The sequence below is a fragment of the Mesorhizobium sp. M1348 genome, from assembly GCF_040317925.1.
In the GTDB taxonomy this organism is placed as follows: Bacteria; Pseudomonadota; Alphaproteobacteria; order Rhizobiales; family Rhizobiaceae; genus Mesorhizobium.
Map to the genome: position 1 here is coordinate 184,312 of NZ_JAMYLH010000005.1, position 25,605 is coordinate 209,916.

General features: G+C 61.1%; 27 protein-coding genes, 1 tRNA gene and 2 pseudogenes. 13 read left to right on the forward strand and 17 right to left on the reverse strand.

The window, feature by feature from the left end; all coding sequences use genetic code 11:
* Nucleotides 1–280 precede the first annotated feature (280 nt).
* Nucleotides 281–1,078, forward strand: a complete 798-nt coding sequence (locus tag NKH13_RS11675) for a TrmH family RNA methyltransferase (RefSeq protein WP_352912573.1) — start codon at nt 281–283, stop codon at nt 1,076–1,078.
* Nucleotides 1,079–1,213: 135 nt separating this feature from the next.
* Here NKH13_RS11675 and NKH13_RS11680 read toward each other — a convergent pair whose 3' ends face one another.
* Nucleotides 1,214–2,377, reverse strand: a complete 1,164-nt coding sequence (locus NKH13_RS11680) for a coiled-coil domain-containing protein (RefSeq protein ID WP_352912574.1) — start codon at nt 2,375–2,377, stop codon at nt 1,214–1,216.
* A 147-nt stretch (nt 2,378–2,524) separates the two neighbouring features.
* A complete protein-coding gene (locus NKH13_RS11685) occupies nt 2,525–3,061 on the reverse strand; it encodes a DUF1134 domain-containing protein (RefSeq protein ID WP_292660010.1) in 537 nt (178 codons plus the stop codon).
* A gap of 117 nt (nt 3,062–3,178) precedes the next feature.
* Here NKH13_RS11685 and NKH13_RS11690 point away from each other — a divergent pair, with 117 nt between their 5' ends.
* The 3 genes from NKH13_RS11690 to NKH13_RS11700 all read left to right on the forward strand — a co-directional run bounded on the left by NKH13_RS11690 (nt 3,179) and on the right by NKH13_RS11700 (nt 4,682).
* Entirely contained in the window at nt 3,179–3,424 is a 246-nt protein-coding gene (locus NKH13_RS11690) for a hypothetical protein (protein ID WP_352912575.1), read from the forward strand.
* Nucleotides 3,425–3,445: 21 nt separating this feature from the next.
* Entirely contained in the window at nt 3,446–4,075 is a 630-nt protein-coding gene (gene chpT, locus NKH13_RS11695; protein ID WP_023679558.1) for a histidine phosphotransferase ChpT, read from the forward strand.
* 238 nt (nt 4,076–4,313) lie between these two features.
* Nucleotides 4,314–4,682, forward strand: a complete 369-nt coding sequence (locus tag NKH13_RS11700; RefSeq protein ID WP_352466765.1) for a response regulator — start codon at nt 4,314–4,316, stop codon at nt 4,680–4,682.
* Between the two features lie 105 nt (nt 4,683–4,787).
* Here the strand turns inward: NKH13_RS11700 and ctrA are convergent, their stop codons facing one another.
* Nucleotides 4,788–5,483, reverse strand: coding sequence for a response regulator transcription factor CtrA (gene ctrA, locus NKH13_RS11705; RefSeq protein WP_006203583.1), 696 nt, complete (start codon nt 5,481–5,483; stop codon nt 4,788–4,790).
* 450 nt (nt 5,484–5,933) lie between these two features.
* Between ctrA and NKH13_RS11710 the strand changes: the two genes are divergently transcribed.
* Complete coding sequence (locus NKH13_RS11710) at nt 5,934–6,311, forward strand: flagellar export protein FliJ (RefSeq protein ID WP_023719275.1); 378 nt, start codon at nt 5,934–5,936, stop codon at nt 6,309–6,311.
* A gap of 62 nt (nt 6,312–6,373) precedes the next feature.
* Here the strand turns inward: NKH13_RS11710 and NKH13_RS11715 are convergent, their stop codons facing one another.
* Complete coding sequence (locus NKH13_RS11715) at nt 6,374–6,769, reverse strand: winged helix-turn-helix transcriptional regulator (RefSeq protein ID WP_352466764.1); 396 nt, start codon at nt 6,767–6,769, stop codon at nt 6,374–6,376.
* A 91-nt stretch (nt 6,770–6,860) separates the two neighbouring features.
* On the opposite strand from NKH13_RS11715, the gene NKH13_RS11720 reads away from it, so the two are divergent.
* Entirely contained in the window at nt 6,861–7,787 is a 927-nt protein-coding gene (locus tag NKH13_RS11720) for an NADP-dependent oxidoreductase (protein WP_352713317.1), read from the forward strand.
* A gap of 57 nt (nt 7,788–7,844) precedes the next feature.
* Here NKH13_RS11720 and sciP read toward each other — a convergent pair whose 3' ends face one another.
* Nucleotides 7,845–8,120, reverse strand: a complete 276-nt coding sequence (gene sciP / locus NKH13_RS11725) for a CtrA inhibitor SciP (RefSeq protein WP_023679563.1) — start codon at nt 8,118–8,120, stop codon at nt 7,845–7,847.
* 261 nt (nt 8,121–8,381) lie between these two features.
* Here sciP and mnmA point away from each other — a divergent pair, with 261 nt between their 5' ends.
* Nucleotides 8,382–9,572, forward strand: coding sequence for a tRNA 2-thiouridine(34) synthase MnmA (mnmA, locus tag NKH13_RS11730; RefSeq protein WP_352912576.1), 1,191 nt, complete (start codon nt 8,382–8,384; stop codon nt 9,570–9,572).
* A gap of 13 nt (nt 9,573–9,585) precedes the next feature.
* On the opposite strand, the gene NKH13_RS11735 is transcribed toward mnmA, so the two are convergent.
* A complete protein-coding gene (locus tag NKH13_RS11735; RefSeq protein WP_352466761.1) occupies nt 9,586–10,545 on the reverse strand; it encodes a Gfo/Idh/MocA family protein in 960 nt (319 codons plus the stop codon).
* 236 nt (nt 10,546–10,781) lie between these two features.
* On the opposite strand from NKH13_RS11735, the gene NKH13_RS11740 reads away from it, so the two are divergent.
* Nucleotides 10,782–10,858, forward strand: a tRNA-Met gene (locus NKH13_RS11740).
* Here NKH13_RS11740 and NKH13_RS11745 read toward each other — a convergent pair.
* From NKH13_RS11745 to NKH13_RS11755, 3 genes and pseudogenes are all read right to left on the reverse strand, one after another.
* Nucleotides 10,815–12,443, reverse strand: coding sequence for a recombinase family protein (locus NKH13_RS11745; protein WP_352912631.1), 1,629 nt, complete (start codon nt 12,441–12,443; stop codon nt 10,815–10,817). The two genes, NKH13_RS11740 and NKH13_RS11745, sit on opposite strands and share 44 nt — an antisense overlap.
* A 537-nt stretch (nt 12,444–12,980) precedes the next feature.
* Nucleotides 12,981–13,442, reverse strand: coding sequence for a phasin (locus NKH13_RS11750; RefSeq protein WP_352912577.1), 462 nt, complete (start codon nt 13,440–13,442; stop codon nt 12,981–12,983).
* A gap of 184 nt (nt 13,443–13,626) precedes the next feature.
* Nucleotides 13,627–13,755 (reverse strand): annotated as a pseudogene (locus NKH13_RS11755) (NAD-binding protein); the annotation flags it as partial.
* Nucleotides 13,756–13,947: 192 nt separating this feature from the next.
* Here NKH13_RS11755 and NKH13_RS11760 point away from each other — a divergent pair.
* The 3 genes from NKH13_RS11760 (at nt 13,948) to NKH13_RS11770 (ending at nt 15,033) form a co-directional block, all read left to right on the forward strand.
* A complete protein-coding gene (locus tag NKH13_RS11760; protein WP_125007292.1) occupies nt 13,948–14,370 on the forward strand; it encodes a CBS domain-containing protein in 423 nt (140 codons plus the stop codon).
* Nucleotides 14,371–14,566: 196 nt separating this feature from the next.
* Nucleotides 14,567–14,776 (forward strand): recombinase family protein, encoded by a 210-nt coding sequence (locus tag NKH13_RS11765; protein WP_352912578.1) that lies wholly within the window; start codon nt 14,567–14,569, stop codon nt 14,774–14,776.
* Between the two features lie 41 nt (nt 14,777–14,817).
* Nucleotides 14,818–15,033, forward strand: coding sequence for a hypothetical protein (locus NKH13_RS11770; RefSeq protein WP_502914564.1), 216 nt, complete (start codon nt 14,818–14,820; stop codon nt 15,031–15,033).
* A gap of 473 nt (nt 15,034–15,506) precedes the next feature.
* Here NKH13_RS11770 and NKH13_RS11775 read toward each other — a convergent pair whose 3' ends face one another.
* The 3 genes from NKH13_RS11775 to NKH13_RS11785 form a co-directional block, all read right to left on the reverse strand.
* Complete coding sequence (locus NKH13_RS11775; RefSeq protein WP_352912580.1) at nt 15,507–16,298, reverse strand: ATP-binding cassette domain-containing protein; 792 nt, start codon at nt 16,296–16,298, stop codon at nt 15,507–15,509.
* Nucleotides 16,291–18,546, reverse strand: coding sequence for an ABC transporter permease (locus NKH13_RS11780; protein ID WP_352912581.1), 2,256 nt, complete (start codon nt 18,544–18,546; stop codon nt 16,291–16,293). The genes NKH13_RS11775 and NKH13_RS11780 overlap by 8 nt, the downstream gene beginning before the upstream one ends.
* Nucleotides 18,547–18,629: 83 nt before the next feature.
* Nucleotides 18,630–19,712: a substrate-binding domain-containing protein gene (locus tag NKH13_RS11785; RefSeq protein ID WP_352912582.1), complete on the reverse strand. Its 1,083-nt coding sequence runs from the start codon at nt 19,710–19,712 to the stop codon at nt 18,630–18,632.
* 719 nt (nt 19,713–20,431) lie between these two features.
* Here NKH13_RS11785 and NKH13_RS11790 point away from each other — a divergent pair.
* Nucleotides 20,432–20,668: a hypothetical protein gene (locus NKH13_RS11790; protein ID WP_352912583.1), complete on the forward strand. Its 237-nt coding sequence runs from the start codon at nt 20,432–20,434 to the stop codon at nt 20,666–20,668.
* 229 nt (nt 20,669–20,897) lie between these two features.
* Here the strand turns inward: NKH13_RS11790 and NKH13_RS11795 are convergent, their stop codons facing one another.
* Nucleotides 20,898–21,401: a site-specific integrase gene (locus tag NKH13_RS11795; protein ID WP_502912326.1), complete on the reverse strand. Its 504-nt coding sequence runs from the start codon at nt 21,399–21,401 to the stop codon at nt 20,898–20,900.
* Between the two features lie 96 nt (nt 21,402–21,497).
* Here NKH13_RS11795 and NKH13_RS11800 point away from each other — a divergent pair, with 96 nt between their 5' ends.
* Nucleotides 21,498–21,683: a hypothetical protein gene (locus NKH13_RS11800; RefSeq protein ID WP_111549063.1), complete on the forward strand. Its 186-nt coding sequence runs from the start codon at nt 21,498–21,500 to the stop codon at nt 21,681–21,683.
* An 837-nt stretch (nt 21,684–22,520) separates the two neighbouring features.
* On the opposite strand, the gene NKH13_RS11805 is transcribed toward NKH13_RS11800, so the two are convergent.
* The 4 genes and pseudogenes from NKH13_RS11805 to NKH13_RS11820 form a co-directional block, all read right to left on the reverse strand.
* Nucleotides 22,521–23,735 carry an NAD-dependent formate dehydrogenase gene (locus NKH13_RS11805; protein WP_352912584.1) on the reverse strand — a complete coding sequence of 405 codons (1,215 nt, stop codon included), beginning with the start codon at nt 23,733–23,735 and terminating at the stop codon, nt 22,521–22,523.
* A gap of 441 nt (nt 23,736–24,176) precedes the next feature.
* Nucleotides 24,177–24,332, reverse strand: coding sequence for a hypothetical protein (locus tag NKH13_RS35620; RefSeq protein WP_502908371.1), 156 nt, complete (start codon nt 24,330–24,332; stop codon nt 24,177–24,179).
* A 775-nt stretch (nt 24,333–25,107) separates the two neighbouring features.
* Nucleotides 25,108–25,473 (reverse strand): 4a-hydroxytetrahydrobiopterin dehydratase, encoded by a 366-nt coding sequence (locus NKH13_RS11815; protein ID WP_352912585.1) that lies wholly within the window; start codon nt 25,471–25,473, stop codon nt 25,108–25,110.
* A gap of 49 nt (nt 25,474–25,522) precedes the next feature.
* A pseudogene (locus NKH13_RS11820) lies at nt 25,523–25,597 on the reverse strand (NADH-quinone oxidoreductase subunit D-related protein); the annotation flags it as partial.
* Between the last annotated feature and the right edge of the window lie 8 nt (nt 25,598–25,605).

Consider the following 25,605-nt stretch of genomic DNA (forward strand, 5'->3'; position numbering starts at 1 on the left):
CTATGACGCGGCATGGCCCCATGCGGTTCCTTCGCTCTATCGAAAATTCTGCATTGAAACGGCTTGGCCGACGAGCCGTGCCGCGGGAATCAAGATTTCCCTGTCGCTAAGAGGCAGGCAGGCCCAATCTGAGCCCGGCATCCACCTGATTGGGCTTGACCGTTCGAACGACGTGCATCCATTTGGACGCTGAGATACGGTCTGAGCTTCGGATCCTGCATCATGCCTTCCGAAACCGAATCCCGATTCGCGGCCGACGCCATGGTCCGCCGAGGAAGCCATGAATCCGATCCGCATAGACGACCCGCAGGATCCCCGCGTCGCCGCCTATCTCGACATCCGGGAGCGAGATCTTGCCGGCCGGCAAGGCCGTTTCGTCGCCGAAGGCAAGGTGGTGCTCGACACGCTGCTTGCCGCCCGGCGCTTCGAGGCAGAATCGGTGCTGGTACTCGAAAACCGGCTGGCCGGCCTCGATGACGTCCTGCGCAAGGCGCCTGCCGGGCTTCCGATCTATGTCGCATCCGGCGAAATCATGGACAGGATCGCCGGATTCCACATGCATCGCGGCATATTGGCGATCGGCCGCAAAGGTACGGCCATCTCCGCTGAGGCCTTGCTTGGCGCACTGCCCGCCCGCACGCTGATCGTGGTGCTGGTCGGCATCGCCAATCATGACAATATGGGTTCGATCTTCCGCAATGCCGCCGCCTTTGGCGCGGATGCCGTGCTTCTCGATCCGACCTGCTGCGATCCGCTGTACCGCAAGGCTATCCGCGTCTCGGTCGGCGCCGCCTTGAAAATTCCCTTCGCCTGCTTTGCCGACGCCGCCAGCTGCATCGCAATGCTCGACCGGCAAGGCTTCAGCCAATTCGCCTTGTCGCCGCGCGGGCAGATCGACATTCGCGATGCCAAGAGAAACGAGCGGCTGGCGCTCTATCTCGGCACCGAGGGCGAAGGCCTGCCGGAAAGCCTGCTTGCCCGCCTGCAGACGCTGCGGATCGGTATGGCGCAAGGCTTCGACAGCCTGAACGTCGCCGCCGCGTCAGCCATCGCGCTGCATCATTTTTCCGGAGCCTAATGCATGTCGCGCAAAGTGTGCAGCGGTTTTGCGGTAACGACATGCATCAAAACAAGAACCTAAAGCGTCGCATGAGGCCGATCGAACGCGACGCGCTTTAGAGCCGGGGCGTCCCGCGCTCGCGCTTGCGGAATCTCAGTCGGTCGAAGCGGCCTTCTGCAGCGCCCGCACGCGATCGGCAAGGCTGCGTCCGCCGCTCCCCGGCCGCGTATCCTCAGGCGCTGCAAGCGCCCGGGCGATCGGCGAATCCGGCCCGTCGAGCTTTGCCGTCAAGGCCACGACTTGCGCCGCCAGATCGTTCATCTCTTCGCGCAATGCGGCGCTGGCGCTGCCGGTATCGTCTCCGGCCTGTGATTTCGATGTTTCGACGGCAGCAAGATCTGTCTTCAGCCTCCTGTTCTCGCGTGCCAGCGATGTCAGCCTGGCCTCCAGCCGCTCGCGCTCGGCATCGAGCTTGGCGGTTGCCTTTTCGATGTCGCCGTTGGCGGCCACATTGACCTGACTGCCTGGCACGCCGGCAAGGCCCACCGCAGGCGCCCTTTCAGCGCCTTTCGGCTTTTCGCGAAGGCGCACCAGTTCCTTCTCGCGGCGCTCCAGCCTGTCCTCGCGATCGGCCAGCGTGGCGAGCAGGCGTTCGACCTTCTTTTCCAGGTCGCCGGTTCTTTTCTTCTCGGCCTTCAGCGCGTCCCGCAAAGCCTTGCTTTCGGCTGCCAATTCCTGGCTGCGCCTGTCCGCCTCCTTGCGCTGGCCGCGCAGCAGCGAAATGTCGCTCGCCAGCTTCTGCAGCTCGGATTCGCGCGCCACCAGCTCGATCTGCCGGCTGCTGGACGAAAAACTGGCGTCGTCATACATGTGCTCCAGTTTTCGCAGTTCGAGCCCGCGCTTTTCGAGCGCGCGCTCGGTCTCCGCAAGCCGCTCCGACAGCTGCTGCAGCTGCTCGTCGCGCTTGCGAAGCTCCTCGCCTCTGGTTGTGAGGTCGGCGACGACCCGGTTCTTGTCCTGCCGCTCGGCCGCCAATTCCTTCAGGGCTTCGCGGTCGCGGCCGATCTCGACCAGCTGCTCGGCGGCCTTCTCGCGCAATGACTTGACGGTCATTTCAAGCCGGCGCACCGAAACGGCGAACTCGGCGCGAATGCGATCCTTGTCCGCCTGGATCTCGGCCAGCGTCAACGGCATCGAGCCCTCGACGCGCTTGCGCGTCAGCGCCACCGCCCGCCGCCACACGGCCGGGGCAATCATCAGCGCCAGAAAGCCCGCGCAGAGAAAGCCGAGGACAAAGAACAGGATCGACTGGACCAAGATGACTATCCGTTGTGCATGGCAACCGCCAAAGGTCGACTTTGCCATCTTCGCATGACGGAAATCCGGCGCCACGGCAAGAGTATGCCGCGGCAAAGCTCAGACCGTGGGATCACAGGTCCAATCGCAGTGGCGCCATCATGCAGGTCAGAACGGATTCCAGGTCGCGCGCTGGGTGAGCTTGAGGTAGCCGAGATTCACGCCGAGACGGGCGCCGACGCCGGTACGAATCGGTACGAGCAGCACATTGTTGTTCTTCAGCACATTGAAGCCAACGCCGGCGACGACATAGGCGGAGCCGGCGACGCCGCCAAAACGGTTATAGAGGCTGCTCACATCGTCGAGATTGTAGACCAGCATCATGACGCGCGAGCCCTCGCCGCCGAAATCCCAGCCGAGCGACGGGCCTTGCCAGAACACTTTGTGATCGCCGGCATTCTTGGTGTAGAGCGTGCCTTCGCCATAGGTCAGGCCACCGATCAGCGCCCCGGACCCCTCTTCGCCGAGCAGATAGCCGTTCGGCAGGCCATAGGTGGCGAAAATCTTCTCGACGACGGTGGCGAGCCCGCCCGATGTCGCGCCGAAGAATTTATGACCGGAATCGACGATCTCCTGTGCGGTGTATTCGTCGGCCCGCGCGGCCGATGCCGAAAAGGCGACAAGGCCGATGAGGGCGATCGTCATTGAGATGACACGGAAAAAAGTCCGGTCGTAGAATCGGGAAACCATGCTTCCAATCTCCGTCAGGGAGCACTTTCGCCGACGCCTCGCACCCGTACGGCTCTTTGGCGGCCGTTAAGGATGACTGTTAGGGGCAAACTATGCCGTAATCCTTTTTCAACCATTAAACTCTCACATGAAGATGGCGGTTCGAAGGCTGTTTCGCATCGCCCGCGCAGCACCCTGCTGCGTGAACACACCATTTTCGACAATCATGATTTTGGATTTGTTGCTGCACGCACAGGCGCTGTGTATTCAGAATGCTTGGGAGAGAGCGTGATTCGTGTGGACAGGCGTGATCATGATCGCCCGGTCATTGTGTTGTGAAATTTGCAGGGATTTTTGCCGATGGCCGAGCTTTTCACCCTTTCCGCACCCGACCTGGCAGCGCTGCTGTGCAGCCGGGTCTGCCACGACATCATTTCGCCGGTCGGCGCCATAAACAACGGACTTGAGCTGCTCGACGAAGGCGGCGCCGACGAAGACGCCATGAAGCTGATCCGCCAAAGCGCCAAAAACGCCTCCGCCCGCCTGCAATTCGCCCGCATCGCCTTCGGCGCCGCCGGTTCCGCCGGCATGCTGATCGACACCGGGGACGCCGAGGCCGTGGCCATCGCCTTCCTGAAGAACGAGAAGCCGGAACTGATCTGGAACGGAACCCGCGCACTGTTGCCCAAGAACAAGGTCAAGCTGCTGCTCAACCTCATCCTCGTCGCCAACGCCGCCATTCCGCGCGGCGGCAGGCTGGTGGTCACGCTGGAGAACCTCGAGACCGAGCCGCGCTTTGCGCTCGCGGCGAGCGGCCCGATGCTGCGCGTGCCGCCCAAATTCCTGGAATTGCATTCCGGCCACAGGCCGGAAGAGCCGATCGACGCGCATTCGGTGCAGCCCTATTACACGCTGCTCCTGGCCCGCGAAGCCAACATGACGATTTCGATCCATGCGACCGCCGACGAGATCGTCCTTTCTGCAGTCTGAAGTTCTGCTAAGAGCCGGGAAAGTATTTTCTCCAAATCATATTTGCGGCGTCGTCTTAACATCTGTGGGACCGGCTTGCAGATTGATTGCGTGAAGCATTGCGAAAGAAGATTTCGCTTAAAACACCTTCAGGAAAATTTTACCTAACGGCTTTTCGGCTTCTTTACCAGATCGGCCTATGTTCCCCGGCAGATGCCACGACGCTGCCGGTTCGCCACATGGCAAAGAGGGTCCGGAAATGAAACGCTGCATGTTCGTCGACAATTCGAGCGTCATCAGGAAGGTTGCAAGGCGTATCCTGGGCGGTTCCGGCATGATGGTGATCGAAGCCGCCAGCGGCCATGAGGCGATCGAGATGTGCGCGGCCGACATGCCTGATATCATCGTCGTCGACGGTGCCTTGCCGGACATGCAGGCGCAGGATCTCATCCGCCGCGTGCGCGCCATGGAAAGCCCGGTATTGCCGCAAGTTTTGATTTCGCTGGTCGAGGTCGACGTCGGGGCGATCATGCGGGCAAAGCGCGCCGGCGCCCAGGGCTACCTACTGAAGCCGTTCAACAGGCCGCAACTGCTCGAGTGCTTCCGCGCCTTGAAGATTGCCGCCTGATCAGAGCCTGTTCCATTCCGATGAAAGTCGGATGAGCTCTATCTCGTTGTTTTACCAGGTTCTTTTCCGAAAAACCGGCGCCCACTTTGGGATCATGCGCTTGGTTCAGGCGCTGACCCGGATATCTTCAGGCTCGCGCAGCACATAGCCGCGGCCCCAGACGGTCTCTATGTAATTCTGCCCGCCCGACGCGGCGTCGAGCTTCTTGCGGAGCTTGCAGATGAAGACGTCGATGATCTTCAGCTCCGGCTCATCCATGCCGCCATAGAGATGGTTGAGGAACATTTCCTTGGTCAGCGTGGTGCCCTTGCGCAGCGAGAGCAGCTCCAGCATCTGATATTCCTTGCCGGTCAGATGCACGCGCTGGCCACCGACTTCAACGGTCTTGGCATCGAGATTCACCACCAGGTCGCCGGTGGTGATGACCGACTGGGCATGGCCCTTGGAACGCCGCACGATGGCGTGGATGCGGGCGACCAGTTCGTCCTTGTGGAAGGGCTTGGTCATGTAATCGTCGGCGCCGAAGCCGAGGCCGCGCACCTTGTCCTCGATGCCGGCCATGCCGGAGAGGATGAGGATCGGCGTCTTCACCTTGGAAAGGCGAAGTGTTCTTAACACTTCGTAGCCCGACATGTCGGGCAGATTGAGGTCGAGGAGAATGATGTCGTAATCATAAAGCTTGCCTAGATCGACGCCCTCTTCACCAAGGTCGGTCGTATAGACATTGAAACTTTCTGATTTCAGCATCAGCTCGATGCTTTGTGCGGTTGCACTGTCGTCTTCTATCAGCAGAACGCGCATTTCATTCCCCTTTTCTGCTGCCGGACCATTTCACGACCCGTCCAGGACCGGAGCAGTGATTGCCTGAGCAGAGGCTGCCATCGAATGGTTAATAAAACCTAATTCCCCGTCCGTGACGGTATCAGATTTTTTAACCCCTTTCTACACCTTATTGAATCCAATAACGAATCACAGACCCAAACCGTTAATACGACACATTAACAAGCCAGACTAAGTGACTCTTCAGACTCGTTGGCTGGGTTTCGCGACGAGACGCAGAATTTTTACCCGCCCTTAAGTCCTGAGCCGTATGATTAACAATGCCCGTAAACGAATGGTTACCGCCGGCAAAAAACTTTAGGAGTTTGTTTCCCATAGTTCCGGGAAAGCCGGTGGAAACGGGTCAAGCCTGGGCCTTGCCGGGTGAATTGGACGATATGTGCAGGTGTGCGTTTCCGGGAGTACCGAATCATGAAGTCACGTGAAAACCTCGTTCGGCTGAAGCAATTTCAGGTGAGCGAGAAGCGGCGGCAGCTGCTGCAGCTCGACATGATGATCGCCGAATTCGAGCGCATGGCCGTCGAGCTGGAACTTCAGATCGCCGCCGAGGAGAAGAAGGCCGGCATCACCGACATCAATCATTTTGCCTATCCGACCTTCGCCAAGGCGGCACGTCTGCGCCGCGACAACCTCAGAAATTCGCAAAGCGACCTCGCCCAGCAGCGAAATGTCGCCGAATCATTGCTTAGCGAAGCCGAAGCGGAGCTTTCCAAGGCCGAGATGCTGGAATCGCGCGACACCAAGGCGCGTGACACGGAAGCCGGCGGCCGCAGCGCCATGATCGGCTGAAAACAAGGCTTTAACGCGCGCCGCGCTTGAGCGCCATTGCTGCGCACCGAACCGTGCCCGCCTCAGGCACCCAGATCTTCCTGCTGTTCCGCCGCCCGCGCGCGCGCATTCTTGATGTCGGGCACATGCTGCTCCGACCAGGCTCTGATCTGATTGAGCAGTCCTGCCAGGTTCTGGCCAAGTTCGGTCAGCTCATATTCGACCCGCGGCGGAATGACCGGGAAAACCTCGCGCCGGACCAGACCGTCGCGTTCCAGGATACGCAGCGTCTGCGTCAGCATTTTCGGCGTGATGCCTTCGAGCTTGCGCGCCAATTCGCCATTGCGGAGCCGGCCCTGGCGCAACGCACAGATCACCAGGTAGACCCATTTGCTGGCGAGCGTCTCAAGCACGGCGTGCGACGGGCACGTCCGTCGGAACGCGTCATAACCAGAAGGGAAACAATCATCGCTATCCATGAGGTGCGTATATATCATAAAGGTACATACTAGACAATAGAATGTAACTATCCAAATGATAGTGGCATATCAAACCAGCAGGAGAGCCTCCATGCGTGCCATTATCCAGAATTCCTTCGGCGGACCCGACGTCCTCGTCATTGCCGATCGCCCCGCGCCATCACCCCAGGCTGGCGAAGTGCTCGTCCGCATCGAGGCGGCCGGCATCAATCCGGTCGACGGCGCAGTGCGCGGCGGCCACTATCCGCTGCTTGGTGAGCCGCCTTTTGTCCTTGGCTGGGACGTTTCGGGAATTGTCGAGGCGCTGGGCTCCGGCGTCTCCGGCCTCAAGGTCGGCGATGCCGTCTTCGGCATGACGCGCTTTCCCAAACAGGCGGCAGCTTACGCCGAACTCGCCGCTGTCCCGGCTGATGAGCTTGCGCCGAAACCTGAAGGCATAGATCACGCGCAAGCCGCCGCGCTGCCGCTGGCCGGCCTGACGGCCTGGCAAGGCCTTGTCCGCCATGGCCGGCTCGAACCTGGCAAGCGCGTGCTGATCCACGCCGGAGCCGGCGGCGTCGGCCATCTGGCGGTGCAGATCGCCAAGGCGCACGGCGCTTACGTCGTCGCAACCGCCAGCCCGGAAAAGCTCGATTTCGTCCGCTCGCTCGGCGCCGACGAGGTGATCGACTACACAAGGGATGATTTCACCGGGAAGGCCCGCGACATCGATCTGGTTCTGGACCCGTTCGGCGGCGAGCATGCGGAGCAATCGCTGGAAGTGCTCAAGGCCGGCGGCGTTCTGGTATCGCTGCTCGATGTCAGCGATGTCACCAAAGCAAAGGCCAGGACGCGAGGCATCCGCGTCGAGCGCATGTCCGTAGTGCCCGACCGTGCCGCTCTGGTGGAGCTCGGCAAATTGATCGACGCGAAAAAGCTGGCCGTCCACGTGGCAAAGGCGTTTCCGCTCGAACAGGCAGGTGCCGCCCATGCCTTCCTCGCCACCAGGCCGATCGGCAAGGTGGTGCTGACGGTCTGAAATTGCAGATCGTCGCCCCTCGCAAACGTAAGGGCGCGGATCGGCGCCCTTACCGGCCTAATGGCGGTATTGCTGGATGCGCGTGGTGCGCAGCCCGGCAAGGCCGTATTCGTCGATCGACGCTTGCCAGGACAGGAATTCCTCGGTGGTGAGCTTGTAGCGCTGGCACGCCTCTTCGAGGCTCAAAAGCCCCCCACGCACCGCCGCCACAACTTCCGCCTTGCGCCGGATAACCCAGCGACGTGTGTTTGTCGGCGGCAGATCGGCGATGGTAAGTGGGCTGCCGTCTGGCCCGATAACATATTTGACTCGCGGTCTAATTAGATCGGTCATCGTACTCTCTACAAAAAACTCAAAGACCCAATCCCCACCACATTACCGCCACAGCTTTAAAATTTGCCTAAGCAGACCCTAATGGTTAGGTAAGGATCATGAACGCGGCGTTAGTCTTTTCATCGGCATTTGAGACATCTGCCGGCAAGCGCGTTGAACCCGCCCGGAAAAATGAGCCGGCCCGGCAAAGCTGGCGCAGCCGGGACGCTTGACCTATATTCCCGCCATTGGCATTGAAGCGCCGCGCAGAACGAAAGAACCATGAATAGCCTCGATCTTCCCGGACGCCCAGAAAACACCCGTGTCGTCGTCGCCATGTCGGGCGGTGTCGATTCGTCGGTCGTTGCCGGTCTCCTGAAGCGCGAGGGCTACGACGTCGTCGGCGTCACGCTGCAGCTTTACGACCACGGCGCGGCAACGCACCGGGCCGGCTCATGCTGCGCCGGCCAGGACATCGACGATGCCCGCCGCGTCTCCGAGACGCTCGGTATCCCGCATTACGTCCTCGATTACGAGGAACGCTTCCGCAAGGCAGTGATCGACCCGTTCGCCGAGAGCTATGTCGCCGGCGAAACGCCGATCCCTTGCGTTTCCTGCAATCAGACGGTGAAATTCGCCGACCTTCTCGCGACCGCCAAGGAACTCGGTGCCGACGCGCTAGCGACCGGCCACTACATCCGTTCCGGCGCCAATGGCGCCCACCGCGCGCTTTACCGGCCGGTCGACGCCGACCGCGACCAGAGCTACTTCCTGTTCGCCACCACCCAGGCGCAGATCGACTATCTGCGTTTTCCGCTCGGCGGCCTGTCGAAGCCTGAGGTTCGCGCTATCGCCGAGGAGATGGGGCTGACGGTTGCTGCCAAGCAGGACAGCCAGGACATCTGCTTCGTGCCGCAGGGCAAGTATTCCGACATCATCGCCAAGCTGAAGCCGGCTGCCGCCAATCCGGGCGACATCGTCCATATAGACGGGCGCGTGCTTGGCCGCCACGAGGGCATTTTGCGCTACACCGTCGGTCAGCGCCGCGGCATCGGCATCGCCTCGGGCGAGCCGCTCTACGTCGTTCATCTCGACGCCGACCGGGCCCGCGTCGTGGTCGGCCCGCGCGAGGCGCTGGAGACCCACAAGATCTTCTTGCGCAACATGAACTGGCTGGGCGATGGCCCGCTGGCCGATATCCCGGCGACCGGGCTTGAGCTTTTTGCCAAGGTGCGCTCGACGCGGCCGCCGCGGCCGGCCGTGCTGCATCACCGCGCCGGTGTCACTTCGGTGGAGCTGGTCGACGGCGAATCCGGCATCGCGCCCGGTCAGGCTTGCGTGCTCTATTCCGACGATGGCAACGAGGCGCGTGTGTTCGGCGGCGGCTTCATCGAGCGCTCCGAGCGCGGCGCCGAAGCCGAGGCGATGCTGACGCGGCTTGCCGTCCAGCCGGCGCGGGTTCCCGCCGAATAGACGGCGTTTTCGCTTAGGGCCTGGTGTGGGCGACGGTGCCGGCGGTCAGGATGCGCAGCACCCTGATGGCTTCCTCGCCGCTGGTGCGCGGTTCGGCCCGTGTCTCGATGCAGTGGATGAAATGCTCGAGCTCGCGCGTCAGCGGCATGCCCTCGCCGACGGCCACATAGGACGGCTCGTTGGCGGTGAACGCCCATTGGCCGCTGTCCTGCCACACCGCGTGGCGGTAGACGGCAAGCTTGCGCTCCCACGGCTCGACGTCGTCGAACACGGCCATCGCCTTGGTGCCGACCACGGTCAGCCGCCGCTCGCGGTAAGGGTTGAGCCGCGAGGCGAACAGATGGCCGCGCAGGCCGTTGGGAAAGCGCATGTGCAGATGCGCAAAGTCGCTGAGATTGTCGAGAAGAGCAGCGCCTTCGCCGCGCACCTCGACCGGCTCGGTGCCGGTGATGGCCAGGATCATCGACAGATCGTGCGGCGCCAGATCCCATAGCGCGTCGTTTTCGGTGTGGAACTTGCCGAGGCCGAGCCGATGCGAATGGATGTAGCGGACCTCGCCGAGCTCGCCATTGTCGATCAGCGCCTTCAGCGTCTCGAAGGCGGGATGGAAGCGCAGCACGTGGCCGACCATGAAGACACGGCCATTATCGGCGGCCGCCTGCACCGAGCGCTCGGCATCGGCCACCGTCAGCGCGATCGGCTTCTCCACCAGCACGTCCTTGCCGCCGAGCACGGCGCGCACCGCCATGTCGGCATGGAACTGCGGCGGCAGCGCCATGACAATGGCGTCGACATCGTCGCGGGCAAACAGCGCCTCCGGCTCGATCGCCAGGCAATCCTGCTCGCTGGCAAAACCCTCCGCACGCGCAGGGTTGACATCCGAAACCGCGTGCAGCGCGCCGAGCGCCTTGAGGGTGCGGATGTGGTTGCTGCCCCAGTATCCGCAACCGAGGACTGCAATGCGCGGTTTCATCAATTCCTGACCATGGCTTTCGTGGCCGAGACATAGCGACGTGCCTCGCTGAACTCAACCCCGGCCTGTGCGCCCAAATGTCTGCCCGGCAAAGCTTTAGGCGCCAGCAATATGCCGGCTCGGCAGCCACTTCGATGCTTGACAGGCTTGGCCTCGCAACCTTATATCCGCGCGACCTTGGCGAACGCGCCGATATGCCTGCCGATTTAAGCTGGATTTCGGGCCTTCGCCGCCCTGGCGGGGTAGCTCAGTTGGTTAGAGCACGGGAATCATAATCCTGGGGTCGGGGGTTCAAGTCCCTCTCCCGCTACCACCTTTCCCCACACTCCTTTGACGCCGTTGGGGAAGGCATTCTCGCCCAAGAGTGCCGTTAGACGTCCGGCGATTTCGACTTCGATTCCGCCGATCCTCGAAGGATCTCGAAACACAGTAACGGTGTCGATCAACTCCCGCATCGCCTCTGCGGACTCGGGATCGCCTGCCTCAAGGCCGTTGGCAAGCCCTGCTCGAAGTTGGTTTACTTGTTCCTCGTAGCGTGCCAGCTCTGCAGGATGCAGCGCGATCACGCCGGTCGCCGCGGGCGCCTGATCCAGCTCAGCCACAATGCACTTGCGCTCTTCATTGAGCGTCGTTGATTGCGGTCCCAATACGGCTGGGTCGCCATGGCCCTTGGCGATGCCGTTGACCAGCCGCTCGATCTCCCGAGATAATTCTCCAAGCCTTCGCTCCAAACGAGTGCGCCGCGCATCGGTTTCGGCTGCCAGGCGCCTCCGTTCTTTTTGATACGTCTGGACGTAGTGGGCAATTACTTCAGGATGACGCAACTCGGCGGTAAGCCCATTTAGAACCGCGGTCTCGACTGTATCCAAATAAAAGGTTTTAGGATCAGGGCATGTTCCGCTTTCCGTGGCGGCCGAGCAACGGATGCGAATACGCCGGGACTTGTCCTTGCCGTTTGACGACATTCCCGCTCCACAAGCGCCGCACCTAAGGAGCCCCGACAACATATGCCGTGGTCGGCGCTGATGGCTTGGATGGGTGATTGCGCGAGCCTTTTTCCTCTCCCGTGCCGCCTCGAACAGGTCGGGCGAAACAATGGCGAGATCGGGAACTTCGATTGTTCGCCATTCGCTCTTAGGATTCGGGCGCGAGACACGCTTCCCACTATCAGGGTCCTTGACCATTCGGACCCTGTTCCAAATCAACCGGCCGACATAGAGTTCATTCTGAAGCAGCCCCGTCCCTCTCTGCGCGTTTCCATTGATGGTAGAGGCATTCCAGGCTCGACCACGAGGTGGCGGTATGCGGTCTCTGTTGAGTTTGTGAGCGATGTCGCGCGGGGTCTGTCCGTCGACGTATTCCCTGAAGATACGACGCACGATCTCCGCTTCGTCCTCTGCGATCAGCCGCTTCCCAGGATCTCCTAGCACGTAAGTGTAGCCGTAGGTTATTCCACCCGCGTGGAGCCCCTTGTTGATCCGGCCGGCTTGGCCCCGCCGAACTTTGTGAGCATTGTCCTCTCGATAGAGTTGCCCAACAAGACCGCGAAGCCCGACCAAAACTGTGTTCACCACGCCCTCGTGGACGGCACGAATTTCGACGCCAAGAAATGAAAGGCGCTTGTGAATGCCGGCGAGGTCTTCCATGTCGCGAGAGAGCCGGTCAAGCGCCTCTACGACCAGCACATCAAATTCGTGCTCACGAGCTTTGTCCATGAGGTGGAGCAAACCATCACGGCCCATAACGGACCCGCCAGAGCGAGCTCGGTCGTCAAACGTTGCGACAATGTTCAGACCCTCGCGCTCGGCGTATGTTCGGCACAACGCGAGTTGATCGTCTATAGATCGTTCATTCTGAAGATCGGTTGAGAAGCGTGCGTAGATCGCGGCTCGATTCATGATGTATTTTCTCGGCCTGTTCACGTGCGTGATCTTCGCGGGCCGCCTGGCGCGCGAGAGCGCTTGCAAGGCGCAGAATCGCTCTGTCAGGCGCCTGGCGCAAGACCCGTCTTGGGGATTTCACCACCATTGCGGGTGGCGCTCGCAACGAGTCAAGAATAGCGTCCGCCATGTTGGCTCGGAGAATAGCAGTCCGCAGGATGGGTAGCCTCCTTCAAGCCTGCCGAGTTCATGATCTTGGTCCATGTGTTCCAAGATGTGCTCATGCAGGAGACCAGAGAAGCCATCAAACCGACCAGTCGCAGAAAAGGATAGCAAGGCGTGCTATTCGGAAAGTCGCGAGCTTGATCGGTTGAACTCGTTCAGCCTTGTCGGGAAAAACGACAAGTTCAAATAACGGACGTGCGACCACTCAAACGTACAAAGCCTGCGGCATTCCTGCACTGGCCTCGCGGTGGCGACTCTTTCCGACCTACTCGCACTTACCCCTGCCCCTTCGCCGATGCCTCGGCGACCAAGGCTCCGCCCAAGAAAAAGCTAGGCGACTTTGAGTTCCTTGATCGCCTTCTCGAAGGCGGACTTGATCGGCTTGGATACGTCCTCGACGGCTTTGGTCGTGATGGCCTGGAGTTCCTTGGACTGCTCGACGGCCGTTTCAACCTGCTTGCGAACGAAGGCGGTCTGCAGTTCAACGAATTCGGAAGGCGACTTAACGGCAATTAGGGCTTCGAAGTGCGAGAAGGCGGCTTCAGTATTGGCGCGCAGAACGGCAATTGTCTTCAGCGACAGATCGCTGCCAACGGCTTTGGCGGTTTCGAAGCTCGACTCGAGAGCCTTCTGGGCGTTTTCAGAGCCGGCCTTGAATTTGGTAAAAACTTCTTTCGACTGTTCGACGCCCTTTTCAGCGGCAGCGCGGAACTCGGCCGTTACCTTGGACGGATCGAAGGTCGGTAGGGCGGTGCCTTCAATGGCATCAGCGGTTTTTTCAGTGGTGGACATAGTTTCCATCCTTCAGTGGATACCCCCAAAAACGCCTCGTTCATTATGAAACCGACACAACCCAATAGCAATGTTTTTGTGCGCTGCACCATGAATTTCTTCCCCTACGGCAACCGAGCGCTGAAGGCAGGGCGGCGCCCGCAATCGCTGGCGGAAACGGAACCTGGGGCACTCGCATGCCTCTCATTCCGGGACCGCTCCATGGGCCGTTATCCGGCGCCACGACATGAACTTCGATATCGCGCGAGCGCAGGGCCGCGGCAACTTCCAGGCCAATGAAACTGGCGCCAAGCACGATGCCGCGGCGCGCAGTCGGGAGCCGGAGGGTGCCGAAGAAAATAGCGGCTGGACCATTCGAAGAGAAAGGCGATCGATACGCACTCAACGTACTCGTCGATGCTCCACCGGTTCTGTGTCGGAGAGCCTTTTGATGTTTCCAGAAAATCCTGTCCGCGGTAACATGAGACAGAGGGACATGCACCAACCCCAGAAAGGGAGGTCCGCCATGAAAGTCAAAGACGCAATGCACAAGGGTGTCGACTGGGTCAGCCCCGAAACCGCTGTCACCGAACTTGCGAAATTGATGCGAGCCGAGGATATCGGTTCGATTCCCATCGGAGAGAACGACCGGCTGATCGGAATGGTGACCGACCGCGACATTGTCTGCAAAGGACTGGCGGAGGACGGTTTCGACAGCCGCACCGCGACGGCGCGCGATGTCATGACGACCGGCATTCACTGCTGCCGCGAAGACGACGATCTGGCCAAGGCCATGCGGCACATGGAGGAACTGAAAATCCGCAGGTTGCCGGTGATCAACAAGAGTATGCGGATGGTCGGCATCCTCAGCGTCGGCGACGTCGGTCAGTCGGCGCCGAGGGAACTTGTGTCCGAATACGTCAAGAGCGTTTCCGCCCATCACCACTGAAGGGCGGCTCGCCCGGCGGATAGTCGATATCCGCCGGGCTTTGCCCATGCCCTCGATCGAAGACCTCAACCGGCAGAAATGTCCGGTCCTCGTGGCCAAGCTCGACCGCCTCGCGCGCGACGTCGCGTTTATTGCCGACTTGATGGCCTAACGTGTCGTTCATCGTCGCAGAACTCGGGGCCGACGCCGACCCTTCATGCTGCACCTCTACACCGCACTGGCCAGGAAGGAGCGCCGGAAAATTTCCGAACGGATTCGGGCCGAACTGGCAGCCCGGAAGCAGCGTGGCGAAAAGCTGGGTAATCCACGAAATGCCAGCGATGCGGCTGCGACTGGTCGCCTGGCCCAGGTTGAGGCGGCGAGCAGTTCGCCCAAATCGAGTTGCCGCAAAAACCGCCCCGGTTAGACCGGGACGGTTTTGGATTGAAACATAAAGGCTCAATTGCGGTGGGCAAAGACGCTGACATTGAGATCTGGGACCCCAGCATGCGCAAAACCATACGTCACGGCGAGTTACATGATGGGTCGGACTATTCGCCCTATGAAGGTTTGGAAGTGAGCGGTTGGCCGACTACGGTCGTCGTGGGCGGCACTGTCATGATTTCAGAGGGACAGCTCTGCGGACCGAGGGGAGCCGGTAAATATATTGTGAGAATGGTCTAGATCCAGAAGTAACTTCAACTTGTTCTGCGATATCGCATCTTTTTTCAGGACTAATTTGTCCTTCGGGTGCAACGCGTATTTGCGATACATCATCTATTCCGCTCCGTATGGAGATTTGGCGCAGTTTGTGCTTAACGAACGACGAACCCGATAGCCGCAGAGATTTCCGCTACGGGCCGACAGCGGAATGGCAGCTTTCGCCGCGAGGACTGTCAAAACGGACATTCATCTCCGCACACAGATGGTCTGGATCTGACCCGGTGACGACCTTCTTGAGGTCACGGTGCAGGATCTGCACAAGGGTGGAAGCTGCCATTCGAGCCGGAAAGCGCGCCATAGGGGAGATGAACCGAGTTTAGCGAAGGCTGGCCTTCATTATGCGGTTGCATATCCGGTGCGTGCTTCCTGGCGGGAAACGTCCGCTGTGAAAGGGCCGTTTGACAGCCACACCCGGAGACGTTGGTCCTGATCGGTTAAATCTTGCTTGGCGACGCTTCATCTGCCGTAAGGGCGCGCGCTCGCGTGCCGGAGACAATAATCTCCAGGACCTCGTGCTCGTCGGTGTTCCTGACGTAGCGATCGCCGACGTTCTCGCCGCGCTTCAGCACCATCACGCGGTCGCCCACAGCGAAGATGTCGACGAGGCGGTGGGAGATGATGATCTGGGCAACGCCCTGCTTTTTCAGCTCCAGCATGGTCTCGAGCAGCCGCTCGGTCGCCATCACTGAGAGATTGGCGGTCGGCTCGTCGAGGATCACCACGCGCGGCTGGAAGGAGATAGCGCGGGCAATCGCCACAGATTGCTGGCGGCCGCCCGACAGGCTCTCGACCTTTTGATAGACGGAGTTCACGTCGACCTTGAGCCGCTTCAGCACGCTGTCGGCTTCCGCGTACATTTTCCGCCGATTGACGAAAAGGCCCTTGAGCGGCCAACGGCCAAGAAAGATATTCTGACCGACATCCATATTCCCGCAAAGAGCGAAATCCTGGTAGATCATCTCGATGCCGGCGTCGCGGCTTTCGTGCGGGCTCTTGAAGTGCACCGGCTGCCCGGCGACGAAGACCTCGCCGCCGGCGTCGCGCTGGTAGGCGCCGGTCAGGATCTTCATCAGCGTCGACTTGCCGGCCGAGTTGTCGCCGACGAGGCCCAGGATCTCGCCGGGATAGAGCACGAGGTCGACGTTGCGGAGCGCCTGCACCGCACCGAAGGCTTTTTCGATGCCCCGCATTTCTACGATCGGTGCAGGCCTCGTCGCGTCACGCATGGGTGGTTTCCGCCGTTCTTGTGCGCCGCGCGAGGCGCGCCCGCAGGCGGCCGAGGATGTTGGCCTGGCGCACCCAGATGTCAATCAGCACCGCCACGATCAGGATGCCGCCGATGAAGACGTTGATCCAGTGCTGCGGCATGGCGAAGCCCTGGACGTTGAGCTGCAGCAGCGCCCGGATCAGGGTGATCACCGCCGCCCCGGCGAGCGCCCCGATCACGGTGCCGTAGCCGCCGAAGATCGAACCGCCGCCGATGATTACCGAGGCGATGGCGTCGAGCTCGCGGAACTGGCCAGCCACCGGGTTGAAGCTGCGGAAGTAGGCGACGTTGATGATCCCGGCCATTGTCGCGCAGAGCGCCGCCAGCATGAGCGCGAGGAACCGCACCCGGTTGGTGTTGATCCCGGCATAAGCGGTGGCGCGAATGTTGCCGCCGGTCGCATAGACCTTCTGCCCGAACGGCATGTAGGCGAGCACGACGCCGGCAATGAGGGCGACGAACAGCATCCAGATGGTCTGGACGCTCACCACCTCGGCGATCGAGCGCAGGAGCCCGTCCGGCAGCGAGATGCGGTAGTGCAGCAGGATGTCGTTCACCTTGCGGCCAAGCAGGTTGTAGCCCTCGGGCCAGCCGGTGAGCTGCTGCCCGGCGACGAACCAGGCGGCGAGGCCGCGGGCGATGTAGAACATGCCGAGCGTGGCGATGAAGGCCGGCAGCTTGAAGCCGACGGTGACGATCGCGTTGACGAGGCCGGCGCACATGCCCGCGAGCAGGCCCATAGCCACGGCGGTCACGGGGTCGGCGCCAAGGACCTTGAGGAAATAGGCGGCGGTGCTGCCGGCGAGGGCGAGCACCGCCCCGACGGAGAGGTCGATATCGCCGGCGGCGATGACGTAGGTGAGCCCGATGGTGATCAGCGCAAGCTCGGTGTAGTTGAGCAAGATCGCGAAGCTGTTGGACAGGTTCCACCAGTAGTCCGGCCGGAGCGCGAGGCCGGTCAGCCACAGGAGCGCGGTCAGGATGATGGCGAGCGCGTCGCGCCGGGCGAGGAACTTGCCGAACCCGGTGGCCGACAGCGCCATGTCGGTCACCATCGCGCCCTTGGTCTGCACCCCCTCGATCGCGATGCCGCCGATCTCGTAGGCCGGTGGCGGCGGCCGGCCGCGGAGCCAGGCCCAGAGGCGCCCTGCCACCTGGCGGCGGATGAGATAGGGCTCGATGAGCACCGCGACGACGAGCAGCAGCCCGAGGAACACCGGCACCGCGCCGACCGGTAGCGAGAAAACGGCGTTGACCGTGATCTCCTCGTCGCCGATCTTGATGATGCGCGTGATCGGCCAGCCCTCGCGCAACACCTTGTCGAGCAGCACCACCAGCAGGGCGCCAAGGCAGGATCCGGCGACCCGACCGCGGCCGCCGAGGATCGAGGCGCCGCCGATGATCACGGCGGCAATGACGGTCAGCTCACCGCTGACGCCGTAGAGGGGCGTCACGCCCTTGTCTTGGGCGGCTGACATCAAGCCGGCTAGCGCCGCGCAGAGCGAGGAGATCAGAAAGGCTCGGATGCGCACCCAGTTGGTCGGGATGCCGGCATAGGACGCCGCCTGCTCGTTGCCGCCGGTGGCGAAGGTCTCGTAGCCCCAGCGCGTCTTGGCAAGCACATAGGCGCCGGTCACGGCGACAACGAGGAAGATCACGATCTGGTTGTTGAAGCCGAGGAGGTTAGTCTCGCCGAGGTGAAAAAAAACCGGATAGCCGGTCGCCTTGGCAGGGTAGTAGATCGCCTGGCCGTGAGTGAGCGCCAGCACGAAGCCGCGGCCGATGAAGAGGACAGTCAGAGTGGCGATGAACGCCGGCACTTTCAAGATGGTGACGAGCACGCCGTTGACCAGCCCGATCAGCGTGCCGAGAAGGACGCAGGGGATTACCGACGTGACGACGCCGAGGTCAAGGAAGTTCGGCGCGAACAGCCTGGCGAAGACGACGGCGACTAGGCCGTAAGTCGAACCGACCGAAAGGTCGAGGTCCTTGTTGACGATGACGAAGGTCACTCCGACCGCGATGATGGCAACCCGCGAGGTGTCGCGGAGCAGCGAGTGAAACGCTCCTGTTGACCCGAAGAACGCGGGATTGACGAGAGCGCCGCCGAGATAGAGCAGCAAAAGCAAGGCAACGAGCCCCACCTCCCAGCCGCCGACAATCTGGGACGGCGCACGGCCGAGCGATGTGGTCGCGGTAAGCGCCATGGTCTCTTCTGGTCGATTTCCTGCTGCCGCATTGCGGGAGAGCCTGCGCCCTCCCGCAGTGATTTCAGACGTTCCGAGCGGACTCAGTTCTCGAAGCGCTTGCCGACGTCCTCGACGGTCTCCTTCGTCACGAGTTGGGCGCGTGTGTCGAGGTTGGCCGCCGCGATGCCTCGATCGATCTCCAGATAGAGCTGCATGACCGGCCAGAAGCCCTGCAAGAAGGGCTGCTGCCCGAGCGCGCCGGTCAGATCGCCGCTCTTCATCGCATCCTGCTGGGCCGGACCGAGGTCGAAACCGTAGGCGCAGATCTTGCCGGTCATTCCGGTCTGAGCGACGGCCTTGGCAAGCGCCGGCGTGAACACGTTGTTGCCGGCGAAGGCGCCAACGACATCGCCGCGCGATTCGAACAGCGTCACGATGCCGTTCACCGGATCATTCGGATTGGTGTCGATACCGGTGTTCTCCGGACCCGCGTCGACCTTGAAGGCATCAAGCTTGCCGGCATCCTTCAAGCCCTTGACGATGGCGTTGAAAGCCGAAGTGACGCGATTGTTCACCTCGATGTTGCCCATTGCGGTCGACGACGGCAGGACGATCGAACCCTTCTCGATATCCTTGTCCGCGAGGCACTTGACGAGCGCCTCGCCGGCGATTGCGGCAGCGGAGGCGTCCTGGCCGGTGTGGCCGATGCCGCTGCGGTTGAGGATCGTGCCGTCAAAGGAATTGGTCGTGGCGACTGGTATGCCCTTCGCCTCGGCGGCCTTGACGATGTCGTTATAGGCGCCGACCTGGGGCGTTGTCATGATCAGCCCGTCGATCGTCGGATCCTGCACGATCTGGTTCAGGATTTCGATCTCGCGGGCAGGGTCGTCGGTCGGCGATTCCGAGCCGAGCAGCAGGATCTTGGCGCCGATCAGGTTGCCGGCGACGGTCGCGCCGACGTAGACCGGATCGAAGAAGCCATTGCCGGCAGTGTGTGTCACGATAGCGAAAGTGAGGTGACCATCGGCCGAATGGAAGTCCTTGGTACCGGGGGCCTCCTTTGCGGCTTCTTCGAAGCTGTAGCCGCCGACCGCCTTATCGACGCCGCCCGATTGTGCGTAGGCGTTCGATACGCCGAGCGATAACGCCGCGGCACACGCCGCGAGCGAGAAAATGCGTTTCATGATTTTCCTCCCTTGCAACCAACGGTCGGAAGCCGTTCGGGCGCATTTATTCAGGGATTCCGAATGCTTCCTCCCACCCCTCATATTCTGCCCAAAGCCCGCCCACGTAAATAGTGCTCCCACTTTCACCGACGAATTGGTTTAGAGCGGAAAAGCATCCGCCGTCGAAAGGTCACCTGACGCAAGTGAAGGCCGGCTGAGAGTTCGGAAGGCTTTTGGCCGGCGAAGCGCGATCCCGAACGGCAGTCAGCTCGACATGACGGTGTTCGAGAAGAAGATCGACGCCGGGGCAGCGGCGATACGGGAAGCGATGACTCATTCAGTGGACGGCCGATCCGCTGCTCGCAAGCGAGGATGGATACAGCACAATCGTCGCCAGAAATCGGCCAATGCGAATGACCGCAATTGTATAGTGACACGCCTTTGGCTGTCCCACCTGGGAAGGACCGTTTCTGGCGCAACCACGACTTGGGCTTCGCTGGCCGCTATGTCCGCTTGCGCGAAATGGCAACGTCGACCTGAGGTACCGAAATGCGGCGCATCTTGTCCATCCAGCCTTCAAATGACGGGTGCAATGACCGGCGTCATGCAGATCCTGCCTATGGATCGAGCCCTGTTCGCGCGCTTCATGGCAGCCAGGCTCCAAGGATTTCGCGACCGAGGCGTGCTCGGCACCGATTGCGGTTCGACGCTTCCGGCGCGTCTGCGGCAGGCGGGGCTTGGAGGTCGTCAGTCGCAAGGGCTGGTTGGTCGAGCGCTGGGCGGCCGCGCCTCGCCTCACGCATAACTATGTTCGCGACCTACTAGCCTATTTTGCCAGCGTCGCGCCGGGCTACGTCCTGCCTGACGCCGACCAGGCCTATTGGCAGGAACTAAAGGAGCGGCCGGATCGCCTGCTCGACGATCCGGACTTCTGCTACCGCGAGTTCTTCGTCGTCGCGGTCTGCCGGATTTAGCGCTCTGCCGCGACGGCTGACCTGCGGGCGGTTGCGCGGAACTTTCATCGAAGATCGTGCGTGACAGTTCAAGCATGTGGGCGTTGCAGTCCCGGTTGCGCATCGCGTTGACACCTGCGAAGTCCGCTTCTGGGGGGCGGGAGGGGCCGGCGGAATGACCGACATCAGGCGCAAAGCAGCCGTTAGCCCCAGACAAGGTCCGGTGCAATGCGGAAATGTCTTGGAGCAGCTAGTCCTCCTCGCTCATCAGTTCAGAAAGCAGGCGGCTGCTTGGAAGTGCGGGCCAGACAGAAGTGCGACGCTCCGTTTCTTTCCTTCGCGAGCGCCCGGCTTCCAGCATCCGGCTCGAGATGGCTTCTTGCTGCTGGCGCAGGTGATCGCTCAGCAGCTTGTTGCGTGTGATGTAGCCCGCATTAACGCCCGGGATCGAGTGGTTCATCAGCAGGTGAACGTCCAGCTCCGCAACGCCCGCGGTTTGGGCGATTGTGCGGAACGTCTGCCGTAGGTCATTCCCCCATTTCGAGAGATCGCTGCGTTTCTCTTTGTGCTCGACGATGTGACCGCTTTCGCTCTCGGCCGGAAAGAGCCATTCACGCGATTGCTCGCCGTAGAGAGCCCGGCCAATGCGCATCACTCGAACCAGACAGCGGATCATGGCGTTCGAAAGCGGAATGTCGAATGCCTTGACTTCGCCGCCCTTCGGCCTGGGTATGTGCAGGACAAGCGCGGCCACCGGCCCTGTGGAGCGCCAATGCTTGAATGTGGCACCGTGATTTCATCCCCTACCGCCCTGAATTCCTGTATGCTTGGCGCAAAGGAACGACCAAAAATGGCCTTCACTGTCATCTGGTACGGAAGACAGGGCATCGTCGACAAGGAGACGTTCGACGCCGAGAAGACAGCGAAAGACCATGCAATCTCGATGTTCCAGACCCGAAAAGGTGACGATGGAATCGTCGCCGTTGAAGTTCGTAACGACAACGGCGCTGTGGTCTTTAGCCATGCGGAGAGCTAGCGATGGCCATCCGGTCTCGCGCAGTCGCTACCCAACCGTACGGGCGGCTTCATCGGCCCAGTAGAGCCCTACAAGATCCAAGGGGCGGTCTGGGGACTTCCTTCACCGTTTGCAGAAGCACCTGATTCAGAGCCACCAGTGCACGGTGGCGATCTGAACTGGACGAAATTCTCGGCTACTCTGTTAGCTTGATTTGCCTGCCGGCTGAATGTCGACTTTGACCCAAGCGGACATCGGCACTCATGCCACGACCACCCTACGCGGTAGCGACGCACCACCTCCACGATGCGGCATTGGGGCGGAGAGCCAGCGGTCGGCCTCAATATGTGCTTAGGCTCGGCGATCACGACTCACCGATGTCGACGACGGTCGCTAGGTCGCAGATCATCTGAGAGTGGAACATCACGGGCCGGCCGTCCTGCGGATCAATTCCGAAGGAATGCGTCATGACGGGCTCGAAGGCGCCGAGCGCATCCTGCTCCGCCTTATGGCGACCGACGAGCGATGATGCCGGATGCGTGGGGGTATAGATGGCAGATCGGGACACATCGGGAAGACTTGTCAGTCAACGAAATTTGAGAATGCATGCGCGGAAGCTGACTTGTTCCGGTTGGGATGAGTCCTGTCCAACCGCTCCGCCCTAGCGTGTTAACGCTAATCAGAGGCACGCACACATCAATCTTCTTTAGCGGACTTTGTCGAAGCGGCCAGCATCATCGTCCAATTTTTCTTGAGTTCGGCCTTGGTCTTTTCGTCAACCTTGGCAGCAGGACCCATGTTGATCTGCCCCCCACCCTTGTCTTCTTCCCGTCCGAGTCGAGCGCAGCGGAAATCGATCTAGCTCGGATCACTCCTGGCCTTAAAGCGTGCTGCCTCTTCCAAACCTCGGGTGGCGTCTCCCACGCTGTAGGAATGCGCACCGGCGCCGGCGAGCTTGCCGCCATCGACGATCAGATATTCCTCACGGATCGGCCGGCCTTCGAACCAGCATTCGAGAATTTCGCGGGTGCCCGCGGCGTAGCGCGCCTGGGCGGAGAGCGACGATCCTGAAATGTGCGGCGTCATGCCGTGATGCGGCATCGATCGCCACGGATGATCCTTGGGAGCCGGCTGCGGGAACCAGACGTCGCCGGCATAGCCAGCGAGTTGGCCACTCTCCAGCGCGCGGGCGATGGCGTCACGATTGCAGATCTTGCCGCGCGCCGTGTTCACCAGATAGGCGCCGCGTTTCATCCTGGCGATCATCGTCTCGTCGAAGAGATTCTCCGTCTCCGGATGCAGAGGTGCATTGATCGTGACCACGTCGCAGACGCCGACCATGGATGCGGGATCTTGGTGGAAGGTGACGCCAAGTTCTTTCTCGACCGCCTCAGGCAGTCGGTGGCGATCGGTGTAGTGCAACTTGACGTCGAACGGCTTCAGCCGGCGCAATACCGCGCTGCCGATCCGGCCGGCGCCGACGGTTCCGATCTGCATTCCCTCGATATCGTAGGAGCGTGCGACGCAGTCCGCGATATTCCAGCCGCCTTTCACGACCCACTGGTAGGACGGGATGTAGTTGCGCACGAGCCCCAGGATCATCATGACCACATGCTCGGACACGCTGATCGAATTGCAGTAAGTCACCTCGGCAACCGTGATGCCGCGGTCCATGGCGGCCTGAAGATCGACATGATCGGATCCGATGCCGGCGGTGATCGCAAGCTTCAGTCTGCTTGCCTTGGCTATTCGTTCTTCGGTCAGATATGCCGGCCAGAACGGCTGCGAGATCACGATTTCGGCGTCAACGAGTTCGCGTTCAAAAATGCTGGCGGGACCGTCTTTGTCCGAGGTCACCACCAGGCTGTGGCCCGCGCTTTCGAGAAATTTCCTCAGGCCGAGTTCGCCCGACGCGCTACCGAGCAAGACCCCCGGTTCAAAGTCGATGGCCTTCGGCGTGGGAAGTGTCTGGCCGCCGGGATAGCGGTCGAGCTTTGGCAGGCCGTCCCGCGCATATTTTGTCGGATAACCGTCGACCGGATCGTCATAGAGGACGCAAACGACCTTTGCCATTGTGTATCTTCCTTCGTCTGACAACGAAGAGGAAAACGCTCTGTTGTTAACGCTGCCGGCCAACGATGGTCGGCACGGCGATGCTCTGTTGAATTGCTGGTGGGGAGCAGACTCATCTGCCGGCGCTTCCTCATTCGGAAAGTTGTGCGCTATTGCGTATTACATGGAAGACCCGGGCATGGTTTCAAGTGCTGCGGGCGGCACTGGTGCAGCGTTCGAGTTCCTTTATTTCAGACCGCGCGCACGGTCTGCTGACAACAAATGCTTGATGCGGACACTTCAGAATTGCCGAGGTTGGGCACCGTGCATCATGATCACTGACAGGCTCCGACTTCGCAGGCCTCAAGGGCTTCTGCATCCCCTCAAAGATTGCAAAAAACCTGTTAGTCAGCGCTTATCAAGCAGAGGAATCTCGCATCGCTTGCCGCTCAGACGGTATTGCTAAGCCAGTTCGCAACGCTCACCGATGTCACCTGGAAATGGCGAAAGTGACGAGACAGACAAGGCCGTCGCCTGCAGCTGCACCTCGCCGCGATCATCGACGACGCACACCGCCGTCTCATCCATCGCAACATCCAGTCCACAAAAGAATTCCATTGTTCGCCTCCTGCGTTGCTTCACAGGCGCAGATCTTGCCGCCGAGTCGCCAGCCACCACCAGTCGCGCCGCGGCCGACGCACAGCTTTGCCGTCCCGCCAGGCGCCCGCCCCGATTACCGGCGGCCGTCCCTCCCGTCCCGCTGTCCCGCTCCCGTCCTTCCCGTCCTCCGCTATCTCTCCCCGTCCCCCTGAAACAACCCTCCCACTGCAGTTCCCGCGACGCAACAGACCGAAATGCGCTTGACCAGGAATGCCACTGCCAACGTGATGCTATGGAAGGGCACTGGACAAACAGGCTATCTGCGGCGGGTCTCGCAGCCGGACACACAAGCTATCGGGCCGAGGCTCGACCGCAGTTAAGTCAACTACGGCAACGTTCGTCGGCGACCGACTGTTGGGCGAATGAATCGCCGCGAACACTGCCTCTGCCGCAACATTCGCGTCACGGTCGCTACGCATTGCAACGTCATTCCGGATGTCGCCCGTGCGCGAAAACCGGCGAATGGAGGGCGCTCGCCTCGCCCGCTCCCTGCCGAGAGCGCGTCGGAATGGAAACCGCACCATTGATCAGCGATGCGCGCAGCTTCCCGGAAACCATGGATCAGCGGATAAGATCGTGCTGCTGGAGCGCGCCCGCCATTCACCATGCGTGGGAGGTTCCGCGCAAATAGCCGACGCCGAATGGGTGAGCCAAGCATGCAGACATCATTGTCATGGTGCTGCGGACGACAGTGCATAAACGACCTCACTTGATTGGCAATGGATTTGCCGTGTCACCGTTGGCGGTCGAGGGGCCGCCCCGCGCGATCGAGCATCCGATCGATCTTGCTCGCCATGATGAAATCGTTCTCGTGCAGTCCTTTGATCTTCTTGGTGCTCAGGGAAACCGTCACATAACCCCAGCCGAAGCTGATGTCGGGGTGATGGCCCTCGGTTTCGGCGAGCTCACCGATCTCCTGAACAAGGGTGAGCGCGTCCCGGAAATTGCGGCATCGAAAGCTCCGCTGGATGCGGTGGGCATCGTCACCCAGCTCCCAATCAGGAGCCTGTGCCTGGAACCCTTGGGCTTCATCACGCGTGAGCGGCGGGACGCCGCCGCGACAAGGCGTACATGTTTTCTCGGCAAGAGTGTCGGTCATGTTCTTGTCTCCAAGACCATTTTTAGCAGCAAATACGACAGCGACGAGCCTATCGATCGATCTCCCCGAACACGATGTCGAGCGAACCGATGATCGCCGAGATATCGGCTCGCATGTGCCCGCGTCGCTGGC